General features: G+C 65.9%; 24 protein-coding genes and 1 tRNA gene. 12 read left to right on the top strand and 13 right to left on the bottom strand.

The genetic code is table 11. The features are described from left to right. Window positions 1–8 precede the first annotated feature (8 nt). Complete coding sequence (locus IEW02_RS18475; RefSeq protein WP_188546355.1) at window positions 9–320, bottom strand: alpha/beta fold hydrolase; 312 nt, start codon at window positions 318–320, stop codon at window positions 9–11. A gap of 220 nt (window positions 321–540) precedes the next feature. On the opposite strand from IEW02_RS18475, the gene IEW02_RS18470 reads away from it, so the two are divergent. From IEW02_RS18470 to IEW02_RS18460, 3 genes are read left to right on the top strand one after another with little or no spacing between them, the layout of a single operon-like run. Then, on the top strand, window positions 541–1632 hold the full coding sequence (locus IEW02_RS18470) for a LolA family protein (RefSeq protein ID WP_188546354.1): 1092 nt from the start codon (window positions 541–543) through the stop codon (window positions 1630–1632). Then, window positions 1629–2564 carry an ABC transporter ATP-binding protein gene (locus IEW02_RS18465; protein ID WP_188546353.1) on the top strand — a complete coding sequence of 312 codons (936 nt, stop codon included), beginning with the start codon at window positions 1629–1631 and terminating at the stop codon, window positions 2562–2564. The genes IEW02_RS18470 and IEW02_RS18465 overlap by 4 nt, the downstream gene beginning before the upstream one ends. Continuing rightward, window positions 2561–3373 carry an ABC transporter permease gene (locus IEW02_RS18460; RefSeq protein WP_188546352.1) on the top strand — a complete coding sequence of 271 codons (813 nt, stop codon included), beginning with the start codon at window positions 2561–2563 and terminating at the stop codon, window positions 3371–3373. Before IEW02_RS18465 ends, IEW02_RS18460 begins: the two co-directional genes overlap by 4 nt. Here the strand turns inward: IEW02_RS18460 and IEW02_RS18455 are convergent. Both IEW02_RS18455 and IEW02_RS18450 read right to left on the bottom strand, forming a co-directional pair. Further along, window positions 3363–4172 (bottom strand): lipase family alpha/beta hydrolase, encoded by an 810-nt coding sequence (locus IEW02_RS18455; RefSeq protein WP_188546351.1) that lies wholly within the window; start codon window positions 4170–4172, stop codon window positions 3363–3365. The genes IEW02_RS18460 and IEW02_RS18455 overlap by 11 nt on opposite strands. A 23-nt stretch (window positions 4173–4195) precedes the next feature. Then, window positions 4196–4735 carry a TetR/AcrR family transcriptional regulator gene (locus tag IEW02_RS18450; protein ID WP_188546350.1) on the bottom strand — a complete coding sequence of 180 codons (540 nt, stop codon included), beginning with the start codon at window positions 4733–4735 and terminating at the stop codon, window positions 4196–4198. A 76-nt stretch (window positions 4736–4811) separates the two neighbouring features. On the opposite strand from IEW02_RS18450, the gene IEW02_RS18445 reads away from it, so the two are divergent. Next, window positions 4812–5609 (top strand): SDR family NAD(P)-dependent oxidoreductase, encoded by a 798-nt coding sequence (locus tag IEW02_RS18445; RefSeq protein ID WP_188546349.1) that lies wholly within the window; start codon window positions 4812–4814, stop codon window positions 5607–5609. A gap of 63 nt (window positions 5610–5672) precedes the next feature. On the opposite strand, the gene IEW02_RS18440 is transcribed toward IEW02_RS18445, so the two are convergent. From IEW02_RS18440 to IEW02_RS18430, 3 genes are all read right to left on the bottom strand, one after another. Then, window positions 5673–5748 (bottom strand) — tRNA-Thr (locus IEW02_RS18440). 61 nt (window positions 5749–5809) lie between these two features. Continuing rightward, window positions 5810–6994, bottom strand: coding sequence for a DNA polymerase III subunit delta' (locus IEW02_RS18435; RefSeq protein ID WP_188546348.1), 1185 nt, complete (start codon window positions 6992–6994; stop codon window positions 5810–5812). Window positions 6995–7004: 10 nt separating this feature from the next. Next, window positions 7005–7949 (bottom strand): DUF808 domain-containing protein, encoded by a 945-nt coding sequence (locus IEW02_RS18430; protein ID WP_188546347.1) that lies wholly within the window; start codon window positions 7947–7949, stop codon window positions 7005–7007. Between the two features lie 168 nt (window positions 7950–8117). Between IEW02_RS18430 and IEW02_RS18425 the strand changes: the two genes are divergently transcribed. Both IEW02_RS18425 and IEW02_RS18420 read left to right on the top strand, forming a co-directional pair. After that, the gene (locus IEW02_RS18425; RefSeq protein ID WP_188546346.1) at window positions 8118–9017 is read left to right on the top strand and encodes a type IV toxin-antitoxin system AbiEi family antitoxin domain-containing protein; all 900 of its coding nucleotides are present in this window, start codon (window positions 8118–8120) and stop codon (window positions 9015–9017) included. Window positions 9018–9125: 108 nt separating this feature from the next. After that, on the top strand, window positions 9126–9662 hold the full coding sequence (locus IEW02_RS18420; protein WP_188546345.1) for a hypothetical protein: 537 nt from the start codon (window positions 9126–9128) through the stop codon (window positions 9660–9662). 10 nt (window positions 9663–9672) lie between these two features. On the opposite strand, the gene IEW02_RS18415 is transcribed toward IEW02_RS18420, so the two are convergent. Further along, window positions 9673–10224: a mycothiol transferase gene (locus IEW02_RS18415; RefSeq protein ID WP_188546344.1), complete on the bottom strand. Its 552-nt coding sequence runs from the start codon at window positions 10222–10224 to the stop codon at window positions 9673–9675. 61 nt (window positions 10225–10285) lie between these two features. Further along, the gene (locus IEW02_RS18410) at window positions 10286–11182 is read right to left on the bottom strand and encodes a hydroxymethylglutaryl-CoA lyase (protein WP_188546343.1); all 897 of its coding nucleotides are present in this window, start codon (window positions 11180–11182) and stop codon (window positions 10286–10288) included. Window positions 11183–11309: 127 nt separating this feature from the next. On the opposite strand from IEW02_RS18410, the gene IEW02_RS18405 reads away from it, so the two are divergent. The 5 genes from IEW02_RS18405 to IEW02_RS18385 are packed head-to-tail and all read left to right on the top strand — an operon-like array spanning window position 11310 to window position 17833. After that, window positions 11310–11975, top strand: a complete 666-nt coding sequence (locus tag IEW02_RS18405) for a GntR family transcriptional regulator (protein ID WP_188546342.1) — start codon at window positions 11310–11312, stop codon at window positions 11973–11975. Next, a complete protein-coding gene (locus tag IEW02_RS18400; RefSeq protein WP_188546341.1) occupies window positions 11972–13177 on the top strand; it encodes a CaiB/BaiF CoA transferase family protein in 1206 nt (401 codons plus the stop codon). Before IEW02_RS18405 ends, IEW02_RS18400 begins: the two co-directional genes overlap by 4 nt. Window positions 13178–13215: 38 nt before the next feature. Then, on the top strand, window positions 13216–15294 hold the full coding sequence (locus tag IEW02_RS18395; protein WP_188546340.1) for a hydantoinase/oxoprolinase family protein: 2079 nt from the start codon (window positions 13216–13218) through the stop codon (window positions 15292–15294). Next, window positions 15294–17183 carry a hydantoinase B/oxoprolinase family protein gene (locus IEW02_RS18390; protein WP_188546339.1) on the top strand — a complete coding sequence of 630 codons (1890 nt, stop codon included), beginning with the start codon at window positions 15294–15296 and terminating at the stop codon, window positions 17181–17183. Before IEW02_RS18395 ends, IEW02_RS18390 begins: the two co-directional genes overlap by 1 nt. Beyond that, a complete protein-coding gene (locus IEW02_RS18385; RefSeq protein WP_229746146.1) occupies window positions 17180–17833 on the top strand; it encodes an isochorismatase family protein in 654 nt (217 codons plus the stop codon). Before IEW02_RS18390 ends, IEW02_RS18385 begins: the two co-directional genes overlap by 4 nt. Here the strand turns inward: IEW02_RS18385 and IEW02_RS18380 are convergent. From IEW02_RS18380 to IEW02_RS18365, 4 genes are all read right to left on the bottom strand, one after another. Beyond that, on the bottom strand, window positions 17803–18252 hold the full coding sequence (locus tag IEW02_RS18380) for a hypothetical protein (RefSeq protein WP_371829973.1): 450 nt from the start codon (window positions 18250–18252) through the stop codon (window positions 17803–17805). The two genes, IEW02_RS18385 and IEW02_RS18380, sit on opposite strands and share 31 nt — an antisense overlap. A gap of 106 nt (window positions 18253–18358) precedes the next feature. After that, entirely contained in the window at window positions 18359–21310 is a 2952-nt protein-coding gene (gene topA / locus IEW02_RS18375; protein WP_188546337.1) for a type I DNA topoisomerase, read from the bottom strand. Window positions 21311–21446: 136 nt separating this feature from the next. Beyond that, window positions 21447–22031 carry a hypothetical protein gene (locus tag IEW02_RS18370; protein WP_188546336.1) on the bottom strand — a complete coding sequence of 195 codons (585 nt, stop codon included), beginning with the start codon at window positions 22029–22031 and terminating at the stop codon, window positions 21447–21449. A gap of 92 nt (window positions 22032–22123) precedes the next feature. Then, a complete protein-coding gene (locus tag IEW02_RS18365; RefSeq protein WP_005248460.1) occupies window positions 22124–22327 on the bottom strand; it encodes a cold-shock protein in 204 nt (67 codons plus the stop codon). Between the two features lie 426 nt (window positions 22328–22753). On the opposite strand from IEW02_RS18365, the gene IEW02_RS18360 reads away from it, so the two are divergent. Beyond that, on the top strand, window positions 22754–25048 hold the full coding sequence (locus IEW02_RS18360; RefSeq protein WP_188546619.1) for a DEAD/DEAH box helicase: 2295 nt from the start codon (window positions 22754–22756) through the stop codon (window positions 25046–25048). Here the strand turns inward: IEW02_RS18360 and IEW02_RS18355 are convergent. Continuing rightward, window positions 25045–26382 carry a cytochrome P450 gene (locus IEW02_RS18355; RefSeq protein ID WP_188546335.1) on the bottom strand — a complete coding sequence of 446 codons (1338 nt, stop codon included), beginning with the start codon at window positions 26380–26382 and terminating at the stop codon, window positions 25045–25047. The genes IEW02_RS18360 and IEW02_RS18355 overlap by 4 nt on opposite strands. Between the last annotated feature and the right edge of the window lie 7 nt (window positions 26383–26389).

The following is a 26389-nucleotide window of genomic DNA, read 5'->3' as shown; positions in this document are numbered from 1 at the left end:
GTCTGGTTCTAGAACAAGCGCGGCGTAGTCGGCGGGACGTCGTCCAAGAAATCCTCGACGAGGGGGCCCACCAGTTCCGACTCCCCCGATATGCCGACGTGCGACATCCCCGGTAGTACCAGCAGGCGCGCGGCAGGCACGGCGTCCAATACCCCAGTTGCCGCGGCTTTCTCGTCGCCGCCACCGCGTAAACGGAACATCTCGAGCGCGTGACCGGGCGTCACGCCGTCGGCGTCTCCGATGATCACCATGGTCGGCGCCTGAATGGACCGCATCTCGTCGTCGCCGATGTTCTGGTCGTCGACGTTCAGGCGCTTCATCTTCTCGACGTAGGCGTCGAATGCCCCACCTTCCGGGTTGTGTACTTCGAAGGTCTGTCGAAGGGGCGTGCCCGCAAAGGCGTCGGCACTCAGCCCACGTCTCCTTCGGTTGAATGAACAGACCTCCCGCGACGTCGAATGTCATCGGCGCGAGAGGCGCCCTTGCGGTCGAACGTCTGCTCACCGGCCGCCCACCGGAGACGTCCGTACGGTTGAAGGTGTGCGTAAGAAGTGGCGGTGGCTGGCGGTGGCGCTCGGTCTCGCCATGCTCGTGGCAACCCCGTCGATAGTCGCGCGACTGCCCGTCGACGAGTCGGAGGTGGGAGCCGCCGAGCTACTCGCCCGCGTCCAGTCGTCCACATCGACCCCGTACTCGGGCTACGCCGAAGCGGTCGGCGGCATCGTCCTGCCGGTCACCGATGGGCTGGGCGGGCTGCCGGATCTGCTCGGTGACACCACGAACCTGCGCGCCTGGTTCCGCAGTCCGGTCAGCTGGCGAGTCGACACCATCCGCCTCGGCGGCGAACGCGATCTCTACCGGACCCCGAGGCGACTGTGGAGATGGGACTACGAGCAAAACACCGCCGTGGTCAGCCCGGTGCCCGAGCCGAGCCTGCGACTGCCCCGCGAGGCCGACCTGCTGCCACCGGAGCTCGGCCGACGGCTGCTCAGCGAGGCGACCGCAGACGAAGTGACCCGGCTGCCGACCCGTCGGCTCGCCGGTCGCGACGCGCCCGGCCTGCGGCTCGTCCCCAACCAACCGCAGAGCACCGTCACCGAGGTCGACGTGTGGGTCGACCCCGACAGTGGTATCCCGCTGAAGGTCGACGTGCTTGCCGCCGGCGCGGGCCGCCCGATCGTGAGCACCACCTTTCTCGATTTCTCGGGGGCGACTCCCGACGCCGACACCGTGCGCTTCATCCCTCCGCCCGGGGCGGACGTGCAGCAGGAGGGCGGCACCGACATCGCCTCCTTCGCCGACCGGATCGACACCCGCAGCCTCCCCGCCACCCTGTCCGGCCTCGACCTGAACAGCCGCGACGGACAGGGGTCCGTGGGCATCTACGGTCGCGGCGTGACCGAGTTGGTGGCCGCTCCCCTGCCGCGACGAGCAGGGCGCAGCCTCGTCGACCAGCTGCGGGCCGCCCCCGGCGCGGTCGTCACGGGCAACACCGTCGCCCTGTCGATAGGTCCGCTCAATGCCCTGGTCACAGGGCCCAATGAAGACGGGCGACGGTACCTGCTCTCCGGCACCGTCACCGCGCAAACCTTGGCCACCGCCGCACTGCAGCTCGGAGGAGCAGCCACATGATCCGCACGACCGGCCTGACCAAGCGCTACGGATCGGTACGGGCGGTGGACGGCATCGACCTCGACGTACGCGCCGGCGACATCTACGGATTCGTCGGCGCGAACGGCTCCGGAAAGACGACGACGGTACGGATGCTTCTCGGACTGGTGCTGGCCACCTCCGGTGAGATGCAGGTGCTCGGAGAAGAGATGCCGCGGCGGCGCACGAATGTCCTGCCGCGGGTGGGAGCGCTGATCGAGAACCCGGCCGCGTACCCCAACGTCTCCGGCCGGCGGAACCTCACGCTGCTCGACGCAGCCGGCCCTGGTGGGTCGCGGCGCACCCGGCGCACCCGCGTCGACGAGGCCCTGGAGCAGGTGGGTCTTGCCGGAGTGGGACGCCGACCGGTGAAGCAGTACTCCCTCGGCATGCGGCAACGCCTGGGGCTGGCCGCAGCCTTGATGCGCACCCCCGAGCTCCTCATTCTCGACGAGCCGACGAACGGCCTCGACCCTCAGGGGATCCTGGAGATTCGGGAACTGCTGCTGGGCCTGCACGCCCGCGGCACCACCGTCTTTCTTTCGAGTCACCTGTTGGCCGAGGTGGAACAGCTGTGCGACCGGGTCGGAGTTCTCGACCGGGGTCGCCTCGTCCTGCAGGATCAACTCTCCGCGATGCAACAACCGACCGGACGGGTGCTGGTGCGTACCCCGGACCCGGCCGACGCCGTCGCATTGCTCTCCGGTGTCGACGGCGCCACCGTGCTGAAGCGGGAGGATCAACAACTCGTCGTCGAGCACCCGGACCCGGCCCAGCTGAACCGCCTTCTCGTCGAGGGCGGTGTCCGGGTGGGTGAGCTGAGCCCGCAGCGGATGAGTCTGGAGCAGTCGGTGCTGGCCGCCACGGGCGAGAGTGCCGACCGCGTCCCGTCACGGACGGCGGTGACCGCGTGATCGGCGTCGAGCTGGGCGCGATGCTGCGCCGCCCCCGCACCTGGGTCGTCATTCTTCTGCTCGATCTACTGCCCACCATCGTGGCCGCCCTCCTGGCCCTGACCGACGTCGGTCCGCGGCCCGGTGAAGGTCCCGCCTTTCTCTCGGCGGTCCTGAACAACGGTCAGCTCTTCCCGCTTGCGGCGCTCGCCATCGTGCTGCCGCTGTTTCTGCCGGTCGCCGTGGCGGTGATCGCCGGTGATTCGGTTGCCGGGGAAGCCCAGGCCGGGACCCTGCGGTACCTACTCGCGAGACCGGTAGGGCGAACCCGGCTGCTGGTTGCGAAACTGATCTCGGTGGCCGCGTTCGTCCTGCTCGCCGTAGTCGTCGTCGCCGTGACCGCGTACTTCGTCGGCACCGCGCTGTTCGAAAGTTCGACCCTCGCGGGCGTCGCCAGTGTCTCCGGCACGCCGCTGACCGAAAAACAGATCGCTGTACGCACCATCGTCGCGGTGCTCTACGTGACCCTGTCCATGCTCGGCGTCGCCGCCATGGGGCTGTTCCTCTCGACCTTGACCGACTCTCCGCTTGCCGCGACACTGGGCGCCTTGGCGTTCCTCATCGCCAGCTCACTGCTGCTGACTCTGGACGCGGCCGACGCCCTCGCGCCGTATCTGCCGACGAGGTACTGGCTGGCTTTCGTCGACCTGTTCCGCGACCCGGTGCCGATGCGGGACCTGCTGCGCGGTGTCGGACTGCAGGCCGTCTACGTCGTCGTTCTGCTCGGAGCCGCGTGGGCGAACTTCACGACGAAGGACATCACGAGCTGAGGCCGGTGCAGTCACCCGCGCCCAGCTGGGTTGTGGAGTCGCCGTTCAGCTCCGCCGACACCATCGCGCCGACGAGGGGATCGCGGGGCAAGTTGCCGTGATCGACGGTGGAGTCCGCACACACACTCTGGACCGGAATATCGATCGCCCCGTCGAGGCTGGCCGAGGTCGGCGGGGTGACCACCTGGTCCACCTCGGTCCAGATCGACACCCACTCCGGTCCCGCCGGTGTCTCGTCGTCGGCGTTCAGGGCGGTGAGGACGGGGCTGTCCGGAGCGAGCTGCTGACATGCGGTCGGGCACTGGCCGGGCAGAAACTGAGCCGCCAGCCCCGCCACCTGCGTGCCGTGGTGTGGGGAGCCGAGGGTGACGATGCGCCGAGCCTGCTCGGCGCCGCCCAGATCGGCGGCCCAGATCCGGGCCACCACGCCCCCGGCCGAGTACCCGACGACGTCGACCGAGGTCGCTCCGGTCCTCGTCAGTGCGGCGTCGACGGCATCCTCGAGGGTGCTTGCCTGGTCCATGAGGTCGCCGGTACCGCCGTCGGGAAGGGCCACCACGGTGGCGTCGCGGCCCTCTGCCCGCAGTCTGTCTGCAAGAACCTCGAGCGCGTCGGTGGAGCCGCCGTACCCGGGGACCAGCAGCACCGGACCGGGCAACGACTGGTCGACCTGGGCGATGGGGGTGTTCGTGTTGCGCGCCAGTACGACGGACACCACGAGTGCGACGACCCCCACCAGGACGAGGGCGATCACACCGATGACGAGGCGTCGGCGGGCTGGGGACAGGGAGGCGAACACTCCGTCCAGTGTGCCCGCCGAGCTCAGGACATGGCGTCGACCAGTGTGTCGATCACCGCACGGGTGACCTCGGGCGCCGGTGCGTGCGTCAACAGCCCCTCGACGACGAACGTGCCGATGCGCACCATCGCATCCGCTCGAGGACCCGACAGACCGGCCGCCTCCACGTCAGCGAGGAACAAGGACTCGGCAAACTGGTGAAAGCCGTTGTGCCAGTTGTTTACTGCAGTGGATTTGTCTGCACGATCGTGCACGGTCGTCACCAACGGGCCAACCTGCTGTAGCCGCTCCACCAGCCAGGACAGGCGGTCGACGAGCGGACGGTCGGCGATGTCGACGTACGCCGCGGCATCTTCGGCGACGATCTCGGTCAGGACGGCCACCAGGATGTCGTCCTTGTCGGTGAAGTACCAGTACAGCGTGTTCGGGGTGATGCCGGCCGCCCGCGCGAGTCGGCTGATCGAGGTCCGATCGAAGCCGTCGGATACGAACAGCTCACGTGCGGCCGTCACGATGTCTGCACGTTTGCTTTCCCGATCGTGCAAACCGCGGTTTCTGGGCATGGATCACATTCTATCTTGATCGACCTTCAAGACGCTGTTACCATCCTTGACGATCGTTCAAGAGAGTGGAGGCACCATGTCGAGCTCGGGCCGCACTGCGCTGGTCACCGGCGCATCAGCAGGCATCGGTGCGGCGTTCGCCCGCCACCTGGCCGCCGAAGGCCACGACCTGATTCTGGTAGCGCGACGCGAAGACCGCCTCACCGCGCTGGCCGCCGAACTGTCGTCGAAACACGGAGTGCGGTGCGAGGTTCTGGCGGCCGACCTCGCTGATCGCGAGGCTCCCCGATCCATCATGGAGAGAACGACGTCCCTGGGTCTGCACGTCGACATCCTGATCAACAACGCCGGCATGTCGGGGAACACCGCGTTCGCCGATGCACCCTTCGAGACGCTGGCCGCCGAGATCCAAGTCATGATCACCGCCGTGACCGAGCTGGCGCACCTCGCGGTTCCCGGGATGAAGGAGCGCGGGTACGGACGCATCGTGAACCTGTCGTCGCTGGCCGCGTTGCTTCCGCCCGCGGCGAGCCTGCTCTACACCGCCATCAAGTCCTACGTTCTCGACATGTCGCAGGCCCTGGACATGGAGTTGAAGCCCCACGGCATCAACGTCACCGCGCTGTGCCCGGGCTTCACGCACAGCGAGTTCCACGACGTCATGGGTACCCGCGATGCAGCCCAGTCGAAGCTGCCCTCCGTGCTGTGGCAGAGCGCCGACGCGGTGGTACGCGAAGGGTGGCGCGCCGTCGAGAACGGCAACCCCGTGTGCGTGCCCGGGGTTGTCAACAAGGTGATCGCGGCGTCGTCCAAACCCATACCCACCCGTGTCGGATACGTCCTGGGCAAGACGTTCAATCCGTTCAAGCAGTAGAGCCGACGCGAACACGAAAGCGGCGCCCAACCGACAAATTCTGTGGTTGAGCGCCGTTGTGGGTGGAGCCGCCTAAGAGAATCGAACTCTTGACCTTTTCATTACGAGTGAAATGCTCTACCGACTGAGCTAAGGCGGCGTGCTCCCGCAGGAGCCTCGACAAGTCTAACGGAGCCTCACCGATGCACGAAAACGGGTGGTCATCGCGTCGCCGCACCCAACGTCGCCACCATCGCATCGACCGCGAACTTCGGCTTCACGTTCAGCGACAGCGCCTCCCGGCATTCCAGAATCGCCTCGATACAGCGCAACAACTTCTCTGGCGTAGCGGCCTTGGAGAGGCCGTCGGCCTCGTCGGCCATGTCCGGGTGAGTGAGGGTGGCCGTCGACCCGTAGGACCGTGACAACGCATCCCGGTACAGGCCCGCCAAGTCGATCAACGCACGGTCCAGCGAATCACGTCCGGTGCGGGTCCGCCGCGACTTCTGCCGTGCTTCGAGTTCCTTGAGTACGCCGGCCGACCCCCGCAACGCCCCCGCCGCACCCTTACCGGTGCCGCCCGCACCGAGCGAGGTGCGGAGCTCGTCGGTCTCCTGCTCCTCACGGTCGACGTTCATCTCCACGGCGTCGGTCTCCGCCGCCTTCACCAATTCCTCGACCACGGCGTACTGCGTCGAAGGCCTGGACGCTGCGCGGGCGATGCCCAGCGCACGCTGACGGCGGTCACGAGCGTCGCTGTCCGTCGCAAGTCGTCGTGCGCGGCCGACGTGCCCACCGCTCACCGACGCAGCCCAGTGTGCGGTGCGCTCGTCGAGCTTGTCGTTGTCCTGCAGCACCTTTGCGATGGCGTCGGGAGTCGGCGTCACGAGGGCGACGTGCCGGCAGCGCGATCGAATGGTGACGGCGATGTCCTCGGGGTCCACGGACGGCGCACACAACAGGAACAGCGTGCGTTCGGGCGGTTCCTCCACGGCCTTGAGTAGCGCGTTGTAGGCGCGCTCACCCAACCGGTCGGCGTCCTCGATGACGACGATCTGCCATTTGCCCGTCGTCGGCTTCCGAGCAGCAGTCTGCACGATTCCGCGCATCTCCTTGACCGAGATGCTCAGGCCCTGCGGGATGATCCGTCGAACGTCACCGTGCGTGCCCGCCATCGTGGTTGTGCATGCGTGACAGTGCCCGCACCCGACCTCTCCCGGTGTGACGCATTGCAAGGCGGCGGCGAAGCACAGCGCGGCGATCGATCGTCCCGACCCGGGCGGACCGGTGAACAACCACGAATGCGTCATCCGTGATCCGATGATGCCGTCCCGAGCTGCGGTGGCAGCGTCGGTGAGCTCGGCGACAACGTCGTGCTGCCCCACCAGCCGATCGAACACGCTCATGCTTGAAACCCTAGTGCGCGGCTGCGACATCCTTCGTGCCGCGCACCTTGCCGACCCCGGCCATGATCGCAACGATCAGCGACCCGACGACGAAGCCGAGAATCGCGGAGGCGATCGTGTTGACTATCCACGCGAGGACTCCACCGACACCGGCGACACCGCGGACCGCTTCCTCGCCGTGGTGCACGAGTTCGTAAAGCGGGTGAAAGCCCAATTCATCGATGCCGTTCAGCAGGATGTGGCCACCCACCCAGAGCATGGCGGCCGTACCGACGACCGACAGCACGGACATCACCTTCGGCATCGCCGAGACGAGGCCTCGGCCGAACTTCTCGGTGAATCCAGACGAGTTCTCCGCAAGCTTCAAACCGATGTCGTCCATCTTCACGATCAAGCCGACGGCCCCGTAGACGACGAACGTGATCACGATTGCGACGATCACCAGAATGATCAGCCGGTTCCAAAAGCCCTCGCTCGCAATGGTATCGAGGGCAATGACCATGATCTCCGCGGAGAGAATGAGGTCGGTGCGAACGGCTCCGGCGACCACCGTCTTCTCATCGCGAGGCCCGTCCTCGTCGGCCGCATGCGCGCCGTGACCGGTCAGCACAGCCCAAATCTTGTGCGCCGCTTCGTAAGACAGGTACGCGCCGCCGAGCATCAGGATCGGCGTCAGCAGACCAGGCAGGAACTGGCTCAGCAGCAACGCAATCGGAAGGATGATCAGGATCTTGTTGCGCAGCGAGCCGATCGCGATCTTCTTGACGATCGGCAGCTCCCGCTCGGCAGCGAGGCCGCGGACGTACTGCGGCGTGACGGCGGCGTCGTCGATCACCACGCCCGCAGCCTTGGCCGTGGCCTTGCCCGTGGCGGCGCCGATGTCGTCCAGTGATGCTGCCGCGAGACGCGAGAGCGCCGCGACGTCGTCGAGCAGAGCGACGAGTCCGCCGGCCATGTGTTCTCCCTCGTGTTGGTAAAGGGAACGATACCGCGCGGTGACGACTGGACACGTTCCCGCAATCCACACCGGTTGCGACGTGTGAGAACTGCTGGACCCTGACCAGTGGTGGGGCTGTGGATAAGCATCAGCGGGGCGACGGATGCGTCGAGAAGGCTCCGGTTCATGGAACTCATCTCTCGACGCGAACTCAACAGTCGTGGTGTGACCGACGGCGAAATAAGGGCGGCCGCCAAGGCCGGTTCGATCGAGCCCATCCGACGCGGCTTCTACGTCGACGGGTCCGGCGATGACATGGACCGCTACCTGTGCACCGTTCGGGCCACGTCGCTCGCTTCCACGTCCGGGCTGGTGATCAGCCACCGGTCCGCTGCGGCCATCCACGGTTTCGCGGTGTGGCCCGATCTCGACCGACGGGTTCACCTCACCGCGAATCGCACCACCGGCGGGCGAACGAAGAAGCATCGTGTGGTGCATGCGTCGGCCCTCGACCCGGACGACGTCGTCGAGGTCGACGGCTTGCTCGTGACCTCACCGGCACGAACTGCTGTCGATCTGGCTTGCGCGTGGTCCTTCGAGTCGGCAGTGTGCACCGGGGATTCGGCGTTGCGTGCGATGCCCCACCTCGACCTCGGCAACGCCCTCGAGAGAGGGTACGGCCGACGTGGCATCGCGAAGGCTCGGCGCGCGGTCGCATTCATGGACGGCCGATCGGAAACAGTGGGCGAATCGCGTAGCCGAGTTCGGTTGCAGCGTTGGGGTTTTTCTGCGCCCCGGTTGCAGAGCGCCCTGTTCGACGATGACGGTCACTTCGTCGCCCGCGTGGACTTCGAAGTGGACGGCGTCATCGGTGAGTTCGACGGATTGATGAAGTACCGAGGCCCGGACGGGTCCCACGTCCTCATTTCGGAGAAGCTACGTGAAGACCGATTGCGTTCGCTCGGTTGGCAAGTGGTGCGGTGGACATGGAACGAACTGACGACGGGTGCGCCGGCCGAGCGGTTGCGCCAGGCCATCGAGGTGGCAAGAACGCTGCCGCCACCGCGGACGATCAGGCGTGTGTGAGACGACTGCGCACGTTCCAGCAGTACTGACACTCTGCAAGGTGTGAGCATTGCTGAAACCTGACCAGTCGCGGTGGAACCGAAACGAATCTTGCAGCGTCCAGGGGGTATGACGACAATTCGCTGCGCTTTCCTGATTCTGCTCGTGCTCACCGCGACGTCCTGCTCGCGTGAGATCAGCGGCGCACCGGAGACCGCTGAACCGATTGCTACATCCGCAGTGCCGACCGAAAGTGGTTCGACGGAAGCACTTTTCGAGCCATGTTCGATTCCCGTCACCGCGCTCAATGGCGTCGGGATGTTTTCGAAACCGACAGACGAAGGTAGGTCCAGCAATCCGCCGGCAGCGTCGTGCTCTTTCCAAGGCGTCAATGGGACTCTGGGAATCATTGCGTCGTTCGGGGGTAACGGGCGCGATCTCGCGACTGCCCCGGACGCGCAGAACTACGTCGAATACGGGCTCGGACCAAGGACAGTCCTGGGGATCGACACGCCGCCAATAGGTCGAATCAACAACTGCATCAGAGCGACGGAGACCTCGGGTGGCTGGGTAAGCCTTTTCTGGGCGGGCGTCGGAGACGACGTCTGCGCGCTCACCGACAACGCGCTCGTCGCAATCGACCCCTTCCTCCCTCCGCCCGCCTGACGACTGCCCTCTACTCCCCCGCCGGCGGAGTCCAGATCGCCGCCATCGTCGTCTGCCCGTCCAACGTCTCGCGGATGATGTCGGCGTGGCCGCTGTGGTGGGCGATCTCGCGCAAAAGGTGCAGCAGCACTTGACGAGCCGTCATCCACACTCGCTCCGGCTCCCAGGGTGCGGTGGGCTGCGGGATCATGTCGTCCAGGTCGACGGACGCGATGTACTCCTCCAGCGCATCACCTGCGGCGCCGAGTTCGCCCAGCCAGTACTCGATCGACTGGTCGGGCCCGAACGTGAACGCCTCCTCGAGCTCCGACATGTCCAGTGCCGAGTTCTCGTCCCGCGCTTGCAACATGGACACGTTGTCGCGGATGACAGTTGCGACGTGCTTGATGAGAGCGCCGAGGGTGAAGTCGCTCGCCGTCGTCCGCTCACGCGCCTGGTCGTCGGTGATGCCACGCGCGGTGATCGCGAGCATCTGGCGCTGGTCCGCGAGGATCGTCACGAGGTCGAGCTTCTCGCCCGTGACCTCGACGTTCAGCGAGACGGGTGTGTAGGTGCCGGCCATGATGTGTCCTCTCATCGGGTGTGAGGACAACACTAGAAGCGAACTAGGACATCCACAGTCCTCAACCGACGGGGAAGCCTCCCGCTCGTCCCAATTGCGCCGGAATACTTTTTGCCAACGCGCCCCCGAGCCACGTGGCAGCCTCGACCAGAACATTCATGTTCACGCCGGTATCGACCCCGGACCGGTCGAACGCGTAGATCAGGTCTTCCGACGCAATGTTCCCGGTGGCGGCCGGCGCGAACGGGCACCCGCCGAATCCACCGATGCTGGCGTCGAGGGCATGCGCACCCACTTCCAAGGCCGTCAGCGCATTCGCATACCCCGTGTTGCGAGTGTTGTGAAAGTGCCAGCGCTGCGGGATGTTCGGGGCATTGCGTGACGCGACTTCCGACAACCGACGTACCTGAGCCGGAACGCCGACGCCGATCGTGTCGGCCAGGGCGATCTCGGCGGGCTCGCACTCCGCGATCCGTGCGACGAGTTCGCCGACCGTCGCGGGGTCCACCTCACCACTGAACGGGCATCCGAACGCCGCTGCGATCGTGACAGTTCCGGCGACGCCGGCGGCCCGCGCGTCCCTGACGATGTCGTGGGCGGCGGCCACTGCCTCGTCGACGGAGCAGCCTTGGTTTCGCCTGCTGAATTCCTCCGTCGCCACGACGACGACGTTCACCTCGTCGACGCGCGCCTCCAGCGCCCGCTCCAACCCCCGACGGTTCAGCACCAAGCCGATGTAGGAGACGGAGTCGGACCGGGGAACGCCGGCCATGACCTCCTCGGCGCCGGCCATCTGTGGGACTCGCTTGGGATTCACGAAGCTGACGGCTTCGATTCGCTTCGCGCCCGACGCCACGCTGCGTTCGATCAGTTCGATCTTGTCGTCGATGGACAGAACGGCATCCTCGTTCTGCAATCCGTCCCGTGGACCTACTTCGACAAGTTGCACCGCAGCCATGCCCTCATCCTCCACTTCACTCGCGTTGCATGCAATAGGGCACGAATTAAACGAAGAAGCCGAGACAAACTGCCCGTGCGGCCCTACATTGTGAACAATCCACCGAGCAGGCAAGGAAAACTCACCGATGCCGAGAGCCGTCGACCGCGTGTACTCACACATCCGGGACAGCATCGTCGCGGGCACGTACGCGCCGGGGGCTCACCTGGGTGAGGCCGAGATAGCGGACCTGACCGCGACCAGCCGCACTCCAGTTCGCGAAGCACTCCGTCAACTCGAGATGGAAGGGCTCGTGGAGGTCCTCCCGCACAAGGGAGCGCACGTCTACCGGTGGACGGCCGACGACCTCGACGAGATCTACGACTTGCGAATGTCGTTGGAGGCCATGGCTGCGACGCGGGCCGCGGCACGCATCGACGAGAAGGACATCGACAGGATGGCCGAGCTCTGCGACCTGATGGAGGAAGCCGCCTCGGACGGCGCCGAGCAGCGCCTCGATCTCATGGCGCAACTGAACGACGAGTTCCACGCCATCGTCCGGACGGCGGCGGCCAGCCCTCGCTTGATGTCGATGCTCGGCGCGGTCATTCAACTCCCGCTGGTCATGCGCACCTTTCATCGCTACGCGCCCGTCGATCTCGCACGCAGTCACGCTCACCACCGGGACCTGGTCGCCGCCCTGAGGGCCGCCGACGCGACCTGGGCCGACTCGGTCATGCGGGCACACGTCCGTGCCGCCAAACACGTTCTACTGCAATCACTCACCGCCGACGAGACACAGGAGTCTTCATGAGCGAGACCCCCACCGGACCACTGTCCGACCTACGAGTCGTAGAGATGGGTCAGCTACTCGCCGGACCGTTCTGCGGACAGTTGCTCGCCGACTTCGGCGCCGAGGTGATCAAACTCGAACCACCGGGCACCGGCGACCCGATGCGGCAGTGGGGCCGGGAGAAGCCACACGGCAAGTCCCTGTGGTGGCCGGTCGTCGCGCGAAACAAGAAGTCCGTCACCTGCAACCTGCGCAGCGACGAAGGACAAGCGTTGGCCCGCAAGATCATCGCGGACGCAGACATCGTGGTCGAGAACTTCCGGCCCGGAACCATGGAGCGGTGGGGACTCGGTTTCGACGAACTCCGCGAGCTCAACCCGAAACTGATCATGGCCAGAGTTACGGGGTACGGCCAGAGCGGGCCCTACTCCCCCCGCGCGGGCTTCGGTTCCATCGGCGAGGCCATGGGCGGGATACGTTACGTCACAGGTAATCCCGAGATGCCACCGTCGCGCACCGGTATCTCGCTCGGCGATTCGCTTGCGGCCGTCTTCGCCACCATCGGAGTGCTCACCGCGCTGCACCACCGCGAGCGCACCGGGCGTGGGCAATTGGTGGACTCGGCCATCTACGAGGCCGTGCTGGCCATGATGGAATCTCTCCTGCCGGAATGGGAACTCGGCGGATACCAGCGCGAACGTACCGGGTCCGTGCTGCCGAACATCGCCCCGAGCAACGTGTATCCCACGCTCGGTGGGGAAATGATTCTCGTTGCGGCCAATCAGGATTCCGTCTTCGGCCGTCTCGTCACCGCGATGGACCGAACCGATCTCATCGAGGACCCGCGCTACCGAGACCATGCCGCGCGCGGGGTGAACATGACCGAACTCGACGACATCGTCAGCGCCTGGACCGCCACACGGGAGACCGACGCGGTGCTCGACGTCCTGCACGAAGCCGGAGTTCCCGCCGGCCGCATCTACACCGCGCGCGACATGTTCGACGATCCACACTTCAAGGCGCGGGAGGCGATCGTACGACTGGCGCACCCCGACTTCGGCGAAATTCCCATGGCCAACGTCGCGCCGAAGCTCAGCGAGAGTCCGGGATCGGTGCGTCATCCCGGACCCGAACTGGGAGAACACAACTCCGACATCTACGGCGGACTTCTCGGGGTCTCGGAATCCGATCGGGACGTGCTCGCAGCACGCGGCATCATCTGACCTTCGCTCGCCCACCCCACACATCACGGGAGAACACCATGCGTTATCGACTCGGAGTCGACGTCGGCGGAACCTTCACCGACGTGCTGCTCCTCGAGGAAACGACCGGAAGCACGTTCCGAGCCAAGACTGCGTCCACCCCGGCGGATCAGTCGGTCGGTGTTCTGAACGGGATCGCGAAGGTCTGCGATCAAGCCGGCATCGAACCGTCCGAGATCGGACAGGTGCTGCACGGCACCACCGTTGCGACGAACGCGATCCTGCAGGGGCGGGGAGCGCGCGTCGGTCTCGTCACCACCGACGGATTCAGACAGGTACTGCAGATCGCGCGGTCCTTCGTGCCCGGGGGTCTGGCCGGATGGATCATCTGGCCGAAGCCGGAACCGCTCGCAGCTCTGGAGAACACCGTCGAAGTGGTCGGCAGGCTGGCTGCGGACGGAAGCGAGATCACGCCCCTGGACGAGGCTCAGGCGCGCGAGCAGCTGCGCAGTCTCGCCGGAGCGGGCATCGAAGCCTTGACGATTTCCTTGATCAACGCGTACGCGAGCGACGTCCACGAGAAACAGGTGGCGGCGTGGGCCGAGGACGAGTTGCCGGGAATCCCGATCTCGATCTCCAGCCAGGTCCTTCCCGAGATGCGCGAGTACGAACGCACTCTGACCACCGTTGCGAACAGCTACGTCCAGCCCGAGGTGTCGCGCTACGTTCGCAACCTCGACCGTTCCCTGCAGGAGAAGGGGATTACCGCTCCGCTGTCGATTCTGCGCAGCGACGGCGGTCTGGTGCAGTCGGCCAAGGCTGCCGAATCACCTGTCTCGCTGCTGTTGTCCGGCCCTGCGGGCGGCGTCACCGGCGCCGTCTGGTTCGCCGAACAGGCCGGGTACTCCGACTTCCTCACGTTCGACATGGGCGGCACTTCGACGGACGTGGCACTGGTCCTGAACGGCGAACCGCGCATCGGCCGCGAGACCAAGGTCGGCGATCTGGCCGTGCGCGCCACCAGCGTGGACGTGCGCACGGTCGGTGCAGGTGGTGGTTCCATCGCCCACGTGCCGGAACTGACCAAGGCTCTACGCGTCGGACCTCAGTCTGCCGGTGCCGATCCCGGACCGGCGGCCTACGGGAACGGCGGAACCGACCCCACCGTGACCGACGCCAACGTGGTGCTGGGATACCTGCCCACCGCGTTGGCCGGCGGTGAGGTGGCGCTCGACGCCGACGCCAGCAGAACCGCCGTTGCCACCATCGCCGACGCGATCGGGCTCGGCAGCGCCGAGGAAGCGGCATCGGGGATCGTCGACATCGTCAACGAGAACATGTTCGGTGCGTTGCGGTTGGTCAGCGTGCAGCAGGGATACGACCCCCGCGACTTCGCGCTCGTGTCCTTCGGCGGCGCAGGACCGCTGCACGCCAACGCTCTCGGCCGACTCACCGGTGCGTGGCCCGTGATCGTGCCGCCGTCACCTGGCGTCCTCTGCGCCTACGGTGACGCCACCACGTGTGTGCGAGACGAGAGCGCGCGCACCATGATTCGTGCGTTCTCCGCTACCGACGACGCCGAGATCCACACCGCTCTGACCGAGCTCGCCGCGTCCGCCGCCGAACGTCTGTCAGCGGAAGGCGTTCCCTCCGAACAACAAACGGCCAAATACCAGGTCGACCTCCGCTATCAGGGTCAGGGGTTCGAGATTCCCGTCGACCTCGACGCCGCAGCACTCGAGTCGGGCGACCTGTTGTCCACGCTCGGAACTGCGTTCGACGCGGAACATCAGCGGCTGTTCTCGTTCTTGCTGAAGAACGAACGCGAAGTGATCAATCTGCGCGTGACGGTCAGCGGACCACGCCCGGACGTTGCATTTCAGGCGCTGGACACCGGCAGCGAGGATCCCTCGGCCGCGCTGGTATCGACCAACGACGTGTGGATGGACGGCGCGTACGCGAAAGCCGGCATCTACGACCGCGCAAAGCTGTTGGCGGGCAACGTCGTCACCGGTCCCGCCGTGATCACGGAGATGGACTCGACAACTCTGGTGCTCTCCGGCCACAGCGCGACGGTCCACCCGAGCGCCTGCCTACTCATCACCCCCCTCGCGAACACCTCGATTCAGGAGAACTGATGGCCACCATCATCGAGACCTCGACGACTCCCTTCACCACCGTTCCGGTGGATCCCATCACGCTCGACATCATCGAGAACGCGCTGCGCAACGCGCGCTACGAGATGGACGAGGTGCTCTTCCGGACCGCCTTGTCGCCCGGCATTCGCGAACAGCACGACGAGTTCCCGCTCATCGCCGACCCGAGCGGAAAGATGGTCGTCGGCCAGTTCGGACTGTCCGTGCCCGATCTTCTCGACAACTACGCCGGCACGGTCGGCGAAGGCGACGTCCTGCTGACGTCCGATCCCTACGCCTGCGGTGCGGCGATCAGCCATGCCAACGACTGGCTGATCGTGCTGCCGATCTTCCACAGCGGGCGCGTCGTCGGCTGGTCGTCGATGTTCGGACACATGGCCGACGTGGGCGGCAAGACTCCGTCGTCGATGCCCACTGACGCGCACACCATCTTCGAAGAGGGCGTGGTCATTCCGCCCTTCAAGCTGTACAGCAAGGGTGAGCTCAACGAGACCGCACTCGACATCATTCTCAACCAGGTCCGCAAGCCCGATTGGAATCGTGCCGACCTGAACGGGCTCGTCGCCGCCTGCACCACCGCGTCTCGGCGCATCGTCGAGCTGTGCGACCGGTTCGGTGTCGATGTCTACCTCTCCGCACTCGACGCCCTGCTCGAGCGGAACTATCAGGCGATGAAGGTTCTGCTCGCCATGCTGTTCGTCGACGGCGAGACGATCGAGTTCAACGACTTCATCTGTGACGACGGATGTGGTTACGGGCCTTACGAACTCGCGATCACCCTCACGCGCCACGGGGAGAAGATCCATCTCGACTTCAGCAAGGCCGCACCGCAGGCGGTCGGTCCGATCAACTACTTCATCAACGAGAATCTCGTACGCATGTTCTTCGGCATCTACGTCATCACGGTCGCCGATCCCCAAATCCTGTGGAACGACGGCTTCTATCCCCTGATCGACGTGACGATCCCCGAGGATTCGTTCTGGAAACCGCGGTATCCCGCCGCGCTGAACGGACGCAATCACGGAATCGGCCGTGTCTTCGACCTTTTCGGTGGGCTGCTGGGCAAGAACAACCCCGAGATCTTGAACGCGGCCGGCTTCTCCTCGTCGCCGCACTTCATGTACTCCGGCCACTACGACGGCGGGCCCCGCGACGGGGAGTGGTTCCAGCTCTACTCCATCGGTTTCGGCGGTATCCCCGGGCGTCCGATGGGCGACGGGCCCGACGGTCATTCGTTGTGGCCGTCGTTCGTCAACATTCCCTGTGAGTACCTCGAGTCGTACTACCCGCTCCGCATCGAACGCTGGGAAACCGTCACCGACACCGGTGGCGCCGGTCTGCATCGCGGCGGCAACGGCGTGGACGTTGCCTACTACTTCGAGGAGCCGGGCACCATCGCCATTCACGACGACCGGTGGCTCACCTACCCCTGGGGCGTGAACGGCGGCAAACCCGGTGCGCGCGGCCGCAAGTGGCTTGTTCGAGCGTCCGGTGACATCGAGATCCTCCCGAGCAAGATCCACGACGTCGAGGTGGCGCGGGGCGACGTCCTGCACTTCGTGACGTGGGGCGGCGGTGGGTGGGGAGATCCCCTCGAGCGTGACCCCGAGCTCGTCGCACTCGAGGTTCGCCGCGGGTTGGTGAGTCCCGACGGAGCGTTGGCGGGCTACGGGGTGGTCTGCGACTCGAACGGTGTCGTCGACTCCGACGCGTCCGCCGGTCGACGCAAGACGATGGCGACCGAGCGTGGCGATATCGACGTCTTCGACAAGGGGCCCTCCATCGAGGTCATCCTCGAGCGATGCCTCGAAGAGACCGGACTGCCCGCGCCCCGTCCACCGGTCGACGTACGAAAGGCGTTGCGCGCGTGAGCGACACCCTGGGCTCGTACCGGGAGTCGGGCTTCGCGGGGGACCTCGGGCCGGGCCGCAGTCCGGCGGTGCTCGTGGTCGACGTCGTGCAGGCGTATCTCGTCGACGGCTCGCCGCTGCGCGCTCCTGTCGACGACGCCGTCGCGGCCGCGGCGACGTTGGTGGCCGCGGCACGAGGCGCCGGTGTCCCGGTCGTCTTCACTCGCGTCAGCTACCAACCGGGCGGCGTCGACGGCGGGCTGTTCATGACGAAGATCCCGGCGTTGACCGTCTTCGAGGAGGGATCCGCACTCGGCGACTTCCCGCCGGCGCCTCGGCCGCTCGCGGGCGAGACGGTGGTGACGAAGCAGTACGCCAGCGCGTTCTTCGGAACCTCGCTCGCCGCGACGTTGACCGCGCGCGGTATCGACACTCTCTACATCTGCGGTCTCACCACCAGCGGCTGCATCCGCGCGAGCGCCACCGACGCACTGCAGCACGGATTCCGGCCTCTGGTGGTGTCCGATGCATGCGGAGACCGGGAACCGGGGATGCACCAGCAGAACTTGCTGGACCTCCAGGCCAAATACGCCGACGTCCTCACGCTGGAGGAGTCGCTGGGCCTGCTCGGCGCCCGAGATCAGCCGATACCGGGGATGAAGCCGGGGTAGACGAAGTGGGCCGGACCGCCCCCGGGAAGCGACCACCCGGTGATGCTCGGGAAGTTGAACGGCAGGGCGACGAGCTTGTGCGGATTGCCCCGTTCATCAGCCTGCCAGCAACCGGTGTAGACACCGTGGAACGCAGTGCACACGATCCGGGTGGATGTGCCGAACGGCGACGTCAAACGGTTCTCCGCCACGAGCGGGTTCCAATAGTTCGGATCGGTCGGCGTCAGGAAGCCTTTCGTCTCGAATGGCACCGACGGACTCGGCTCGGCGGGCACCGGCGGCCATTCGTCGGCACTGGCCATCCCGGAACCCGCGAAGAGGGCGGCCGCGGTGACGGCGAGCGCAGCAAGAATTCGTACCAGCTTCGGCGATCGTGTGCCCGAGGCACGCAGTCCCGAGGCACGCAGTGTCGTAGTCATGCTGCGACGGTATTCACCACCGAGACCCTCCGAGGGCAAATACTGCGTAGCTTCGCTCACGATTCCGTGACGGTCGTATCACGACACCGATGCGGCGTCGCAGCACTCAGGACTCGGCGGGCGGGGCCTTCTTCGCTGAAGTCTTCTTGGCCGCCGCCTTTTTCGCGGGCGCCTTCTTGGCGGGGGTCTTCTTGGCCGCAGCTTTCTTGGCTGGGGCCTTCTTCGCCGGTGCCTTCTTGGTCGTGGCCTTTTTCTTCACCGGGCCGCGGGCGCGACGGTCGGCGAGCAGTTCCATCGCCCGCTCGTCCGTGATGGTCGCGACCTCGTCACCCTTGCGCAGGCTCGCGTTGGCCTCACCGTCGGTGACGTAGGGGCCGAAGCGGCCGTCCTTGATCACCATCGGCTGGCCGCTGACCGTGTCGGTACCCAGCTCGCGCAGAGGTGGCTTGGCGGCACCCTGCCCTCCGCGACGCTTGGGCTCGGAGTAGATCTTCAGCGCCTCTTCGAGCGAGACCGTGAAGATCTGGTCCTCGGTCGCGAGCGAGCGAGAGTCCGTGCCCTTCTTCAGATAAGGACCGTATCGACCGTTCTGCGCCGTGATCTCTTCTTTCGACTCCGGGTCGACGCCCACGGTGCGGGGCAGCGACAGGAGCTTCAGGGCGTCGTCGAGCGTGACCGTCGCCAGATCCATGGACTTGAGCAGCGACCCGGTACGCGGCTTCACGGCCGCAGCCTTCTTGGCTGCCTTCTTCGCGGGCGCCTTCTTGACCGCTGTCTTCGTCGCGGTGCCGCCGCCACCGGAGGGCTCGACCGGGACGATGTCCGGAACAGGCTCGGGCGCCGGTTCTTCGGGCTCGGGCAGGATCTCGGTCACGTACGGACCGAATCGTCCTTCCTTGGCGACGATTTCGTGTCCGGTGATCGGATCGGCCCCGAGCTTGCGCCCTTCCTGCGGCGTCGAGAACAGCTTCTCGGCGTACTCGAGCGTCAGCTCGTCGGGCGGCAGATCGTCGGGGAGGTTGGCGCGCTGCGAGATCGGGTCGCCGTCGGGATCGTCGTCGTTTCTGACCATCCGCTCCAGATACGGACCGAAACGTCCGACGCGTACGTGAACTTCGCGTCCCTGGTCGTCGTCGAACAGGCGGATCGAGTTGATCTCGCGCGCGTCGATCTCTTCGAGGTTCTGCCCGACCATCTTCTTGAGGCCACCCGAACGGGCAACGGAGCCTTCGACTCCGGAGTCTCCGCCGAAGTAGAAGCCGGACAACCAGTGTCCGCGCTGTTCGCGTCCGCCGGCGATCGCGTCGAGGTCGTCTTCCATTCCGGCGGTGAAGTCGAAGTCCACCAACCGACCGAAATGTGCTTCCAGCAAACCGGTTACGGCAAACGCCACCCACGCGGGCACCAGTGCGCTGCCGCGCTTGTAGACGTATCCACGGTCGAGGATGGTCTTGATGATCGACGAATACGTCGATGGGCGACCGATTCCCAATTCCTCGAGCGTCTTGATGAGCGACGCTTCGGTAAAGCGGGCGGGCGGGTTGGTGGTGTGACCGTCGGGATCGAGTTGGGTCGCCGTGACGGCTTGACCCTTCTCCAGCACGGGTAGCCGCGACTCGGCGTCGTCGGACTGGCCGCCCGCCTGATCGTCCACGCTCTCCACATACGCCTTCAGGAAGCCGGCGAAGGTGATGGTGCGGCCCGACGCGGCAAACGTGCACTCTTCGCCCGTTCCGGCGGTACCCGAAATACGAAGGGAGAGTGTGGTTCCGCGCGCATCCGCCATCTGCGACGCGACGGTGCGCTGCCAGATCAGTTCGTACAGACGGAATTCGTCGGTGTCGAGATTGCTGTGCAGCTGACCCGGCGTCGCGAACGAGTCGCCGGCGGGGCGGATGGCCTCGTGCGCCTCCTGCGCGTTCTTGACCTTGCGGGTGTACTGACGGGGGGTGTCGTGGACGTATTCGGGCCCGTAGAGCTCCCCGGCCTGACGACGGGCGGCGTCGATCGCCGTCGCCGACAAGTTCGTCGAGTCCGTACGCATGTAGGTGATGTAGCCGTTCTCGTACAACCGCTGCGCGATGCGCATGGTGCGCTCGGAGGACATCCGCAGTTTGCGGCCGGCCTCCTGTTGCAGAGTCGACGTCATGAACGGCGCGTACGGGCGACGCGTGTACGGCTTGCTCTCCGCCGACGCGACGGTGAGATCGACGCCGTCGAGCGCCTCCGCCAACCGTCGTGCGTGGGCCTCGTCGAGAACGGTGACGCCGTCGGACTTCAGCAGTCCGTCGGCTCCGAAATCGCGGCCGGACGCCACGCGATTACCGTCGACATTGACCAGACGGGCAGCGAAACTGCGCGGCGACGCCGTCTCCCCGGCGTCGAGCTGTGCCGAGATGTCCCAGTATCCGGCGGTACGGAACGCCATGCGCTCACGCTCGCGCTGGACGATGACGCGCGTCGCGACGGACTGCACACGGCCCGCCGACAGCTTCGGCATGACCTTCTTCCACAGCACGGGGCTGACCTCGTAGCCGTACAGGCGGTCGAGGATGCGGCGTGTTTCCTGGGCGTCGACGAGATCGGTGTCGAGATCGCGAGTGTCCTGCGCGGCGGCGAGGATGGCCGACTCGGTGATCTCGTGGAACACCATCCGGCGAACCGGAATCTTCGGCTTGAGCGTGTCGAGAAGGTGCCAGGCGATGGCTTCACCCTCGCGGTCGGGGTCGGTCGCGAGGTAGAGCTCATCGGCGTCCTTCAGGAGCGACTTGAGCTCGGCAACCTTCCCCTTCTTCTCGGGGCTGACGACATAGAGGGCTTCGAAGTCGTGGTCCACGTCGACACCGAGGCGAGCCCAGGACTCACCCTTGTACTTGGCCGGGACGTCGGCGGCACCACGCGGAAGGTCACGAATATGACCCACCGACGCCTCGACCACGTAGTTCTTACCGAGGTAGGGCGCGATCTTCTTGGCCTTCGTGGGTGACTCGACGATGACGAGACGGCGCACATTGCCAGTTCCCGTCGAACCGCTCGTCTTGTTGTCCCCTGCTGCCACCTGGTGCCGAACCTTCCTGGAAAACCCGTATCCGGGCGCAGATCGACCTGCGCCAACTCACTACAGACTGACATACAACCACGATTGCCACCCGACACCGCGCAGCACCGTACGTCACAGGACCGACGAATCGCCCTCAGACCCGGGGCCAGCCACCTGCGTTTTCGGCCCCCGGGGGCGGGTCACCGATGTTCTCGAGCAGTCGCGTCAACCTTCGACGACCGGTGATGCGCAGCGCCGGAGTGGTGCCGCGGGTTCCCACCAAGGTCGGTGCGATGCCCGCCCTCATCAGCGACTGGACGAGCGTGGAGTGAGTGTCGGGTGCGTGCGGGTCGAGTCCGAGCACGAATCGCTCACCGTCCGCCTCGATGCGCCCGGACGCCAATACCCAGCCGCGCAGCTCCCGCGGCCCGGGTACCCAGCCGGCGGGCACGGACTTGACGGCACCCTTGGTCCACTGCGTGGCCAGTGCGCGCAGATTGTCGACGGCGCCGGTGCGTACCAAGGGGTGGTTCTCTTCGGATCGGGTGATCTCGGCGTCGAGGCCGGTCTCCTCGATCATGTCGGCGATGGCGAGGGCTCGGTAGTCGTCGTCCACGACGACGGAGATACGCGCTTTGCCGGCGGAGCTGACCAGTTGGCCGGGTCCTGCCAACAGCCCGCTGAGGTCGGTGGCCGCAGGCGGCATCGACTCGGCGGAGAAAAAGGACAGCTGACCCACGGACCGACACTAAGGCACCGTGATCGAAATCTGCAGTTGAAACAACTCGTCCCCCGCCACCGCGAACGGTGACGGGGGACGAGAGGGGTCGATCAGACCGCGCGAACGCCAGTGGCCTGCGGGCCCTTGGTGCCCTGTCCGACCTCGAACTCCACGCGCTGGTTCTCCTCGAGGGTGCGGAAGCCGCTGCCCTGAATCTCGGAGTAGTGAACGAAGACGTCAGCAGAACCGTCCTCGGGTGCGATGAAGCCGAAGCCCTTTTCGGCGTTGAACCACTTCACAGTTCCCTGTGCCATGCTTGTCTATCCTTCTTCTTGTACACCGGATGCGATGAACGGCACTTACAGCTCATCGGGCCGGTTCCGACCGCAGTACTTTTGATTCCCCATCAGGTGCGACACCCCCGTCAGGCAGAGCTTCCAAGCACGGCGCTCGCAACAATAGATCCTGCGAGCTTTACGCGAACACAGAAACTGCGACCGGGGGTAAGTCAACCACGTAGAACGCCCACGCAACAGTCGACAAACACACTTTTCGCAAAAAACATGATCTTGAACGAGCGTCCAACTGCAACCTTCAACCGATGTGGCCCCTCACCTGCACCAACAGCTGTCCGACAGCCCTGCTGGCTACCATTGGTACACGCCCGAAACCACGCGATCAGAAGAATCGAGACCGACATTTCCGTGACTGCCCCGCATTCCACCGAATCTTTCGGCGGCATGCTTCTCGGCCGAGCACTCGCGGGCACCCCGTCGGGCGAATCTCCGCTGACCTTCACTGCCGAGCTTCCCGGACGTGAGTCCCGTTATGCCCCTTGGCCGCAGTGGCTGCCGAGCGACATCGAGCGGGTCTTCGTCGAGTGCGGCATACCCTCGCCGTGGACCCATCAGGCCGACGCCGCGAATCTGGTGTGGGCGGGCAAGAACGTAGTCATCTCGACGGGGACCGCGTCGGGAAAGTCGCTGGCTTACCGCATGCCGATTCTCACGACGCTGTCCGCGGATCCGCGTGCCACCGCGTTGTACCTTGCGCCCACGAAAGCCCTGGGGGCAGACCAGTTGACGGCCGCGACCGACATGACGGACACGCTCGCGGACCAAGCGTTCCCACCCATCTGGCCGAGCGACTACGACGGCGACACACCCCTCGAGGTACGTCAGTGGGCGCGCGCGAATTCGCGGTGGATCTTCACCAATCCCGACATGCTGCACATCTCGCTGCTCAAGGGTCATCAGCGATGGGCACATTTCTTTCGCAATCTGAAGTACGTCGTGATCGACGAATGCCACTCGTACCGCGGAGTATTCGGGTCCAACGTCGCCTTGGTCATTCGTAGACTGCGTCGCCTCGTGGCGCGCCACGGAGGCGATCCGGTGTTCGTACTCGCGAGTGCGACATCGTCCGAACCCGGTGCAGCAGCGTCACGCCTGATCGGAATGCCGTGCGAGGAGATCACCGACGACGGGTCCCCACACGGCCCGCGCACCGTCGCACTGTGGGAGCCTCCCCTGCTCGACATCACCGGTGAGAACGGCGCTCCCGTGCGACGGGCCGCCGGATCCGAGGCTGCACGCATCATGGCCGATCTCGTGGTCGAAGGTGCTCGCACATTGACCTTCGTCCGGTCCCGCCGCGGTGCCGAGCTTGCCGCGCTGGGCGCCCAACGGCTTCTTGCCGACGTCGATCCGTCACTGCCGCAGCGCATTGCCGCATATCGGGCCGGATATCTCGCCGACGATCGACGAGCTCTCGAACGGGCACTGTCCGACGGGCAACTCCTCGGGGTCGCCACCACGAATGCCCTCGAACTCGGCATCGACATCGCCGGCCTGGACGCTGTCGTCGTCGCCGGTTTTCCCGGAACCGTCGCCTCGTTCTGGCAGCAGGCAGGGCGGTCCGGTCGCCGGGGACAGGGCTCGCTGGTGATCCTGGTCGGGCGCGACGACCCGCTCGACACCTATCTCGTGCACCACCCAGAGGCATTGTTGGACAAACCGATCGAGGCGACGATCACCGATCCCACCAACCCGTACGTGCTGGGCCCTCAGGTGCTCTGTGCCGCACTGGAACTGCCGCTGACCGACGCCGAGGTCATGGAGTGGCATGCGGAGGACGTCGTCGCATCCCTGGCCGAGCAGGGCCTGATCCGTCGACGTCGGCACGGATGGCATGTCACCGCGGGCGCCACTCCCCATGCAGCAGTGGACATCCGGGGCGGTATCGGATCGCAGATCTCGATCGTCGACGGTCACAGCGGGCGGGTTCTGGGCACCGTCGACGGCGGCCGTGCGCCCGCAACGACACATCCCGGCGCAGTCCACATTCACCAGGGCGAGACGTTCGTCGTCGACTCGCTCGATTTCGACGACCACCTCGCACTCGTCCACCCCGAGGAACCGGAATGGACGACGTCGGCGCGCGAGGTCACCGAGATCGTCATCGAGGACGTGCACGACGCCCGCAACTACGGCGAGGTGACGGTTGCTCTGGTGCAGGTGGAGGTGAGCCACCAGGTGGTGAGCTACCTGCGCCGACTCCCGTCCGGCGAGGTGCTCGATTCCGTCGACCTGGACATGCCCGTCCAGCGCCTCAACACACGCGCCGTGATGTACACGATCACCCCGGAGTTGTTGGAGGCCAGCGGAATCGAGCCGGCACGATTCCCAGGGTCGCTGCACGCCGCCGAGCACGCCGCCATCGGATTGCTGCCGCTCGTTGCGACGTGCGATCGCTGGGACATCGGCGGCGTCTCGACCGCACTGCACCAGGACACCGGCCTGCCCACGGTGTTCGTCTACGACGGATACGACGGGGGCGCAGGATTCGCCGACCGCGGCCATGCCGTCATCGCCGATTGGCTCGGCGCGACGAGAGAAGCCATCTTCTCGTGCGAGTGCGCGAGCGGCTGCCCGTCGTGCGTGCAATCACCCAAGTGCGGCAACGGAAACGAACCACTGGACAAGGACGGCGCCGTGCGTGTGCTCGACGCCGTCCTCACCGCTGTGCGGCGCTAGGCGTCGATCGTGGCGGGTTCGCCGAGGTGCACCGGCAACGTGAGGAACCCGCGCAACACACGGGTGTCACGCTTGACGCCGGCGCCCGCCGACGACAGGTCGGGGAACCGCTCGAACAGAGTACGAAGTCCCACTTCGCTTTCCGCCCGCGCCAGCGCCGCCCCGAGGCAGAAGTGGCGACCACCGGAGAACGACAGATGCTTGTTGGCATTGGGCCGACCGACGTCGAACGTGTCCGGGTCGTCGAACACCTTCGGATCCCGGTTGGCACCGGCCAATACGCAGACCACCGTGCGACCGGTAGCGAGTGAATGCCCCTCGACCTCGACGGGGTGCTTCGCCACTCGCGCCGTCATCTGCACCGGAGATTCCAACCGCAGCATCTCGTCCACCGCGTTGGACCACAACGACGGGTCCTCGAACAGGCGTGCAAGCTGATCCGGATTGTTGATGAGCAGGTTTATACCGCTGCCCAACAGGTTCACGGTGGTCTCGAAACCGGCCGCGAGAACGAGACCGGCCGTGGCCCGCAGCTCGCGGTCGTCGAGGAACACACCGTCGTCCGACGACGCGATCAGCTCGCTCATCAGGTTGTCACCCGGGTTGGCGCGAAGGAACTCGATGTGGTCGGCAAGCCATTCGTCGAAGCCCTGTAGCCCCTTTTCGACGAGGCGGAACTGCGTCCAGGTGAGCCCGAAATCGAGGCTCGGTGCGGCGAGCTCGCCGAATTTCAGAATGCGGTCACGATCCTCGGGCGGAACACCCAGGATGTCGCTGATCACGGCCACGGGCAGTTTGGCGCAGTACGCGTCGACGATGTCCACCGTGCCGACACCGCTCGCGACCAGCTCGTCCAGCAGTTGATCGGCCGTCACCTGCAGTCGGTCACGCATCTGGTTGACGGCTCGAACGGTGAAGACCGACGACACCACCTTGCGATACCGGGTGTGCGACGGCGGCTCCACGGACAGCAGTGACGGCGGGGCGAGTGGATGGAGGGCGCTCGTTCGGGTGCGCTTCTCGATCGCCCGAAGAGGCGCCGGCAGGTTGGCGCCCTGGATGACGGTCCGGAAGTCGTCGGAACGCAGCAGGTCGAAGACGACCCGGTGATCGACCGTCAGGGACACGACGCGACTGTCGAACAGCGTGCCGTTGTCGCGGATCTGTTTGTAGACCGGCTTCGGGTCCTCACGGGTGGCCGGATCTGCGATGAGCTTGGCCTGTGGGTCGTTGATCTTCACGCCACGCTTGGCGATGAATCGGATGAAGCCGTGCATCGCTACCCACCGCACCCGAGATCGGGCCTCGTCCTTCACCTGGTCGAGTACCGACATGAGCGCC

Source organism: Rhodococcoides trifolii (genome assembly GCF_014635345.1).
Classification (GTDB): Bacteria; Actinomycetota; Actinomycetes; order Mycobacteriales; family Mycobacteriaceae; genus Rhodococcoides; species Rhodococcoides trifolii.
This window is presented reverse-complemented; position numbering and strand designations above follow the sequence as displayed.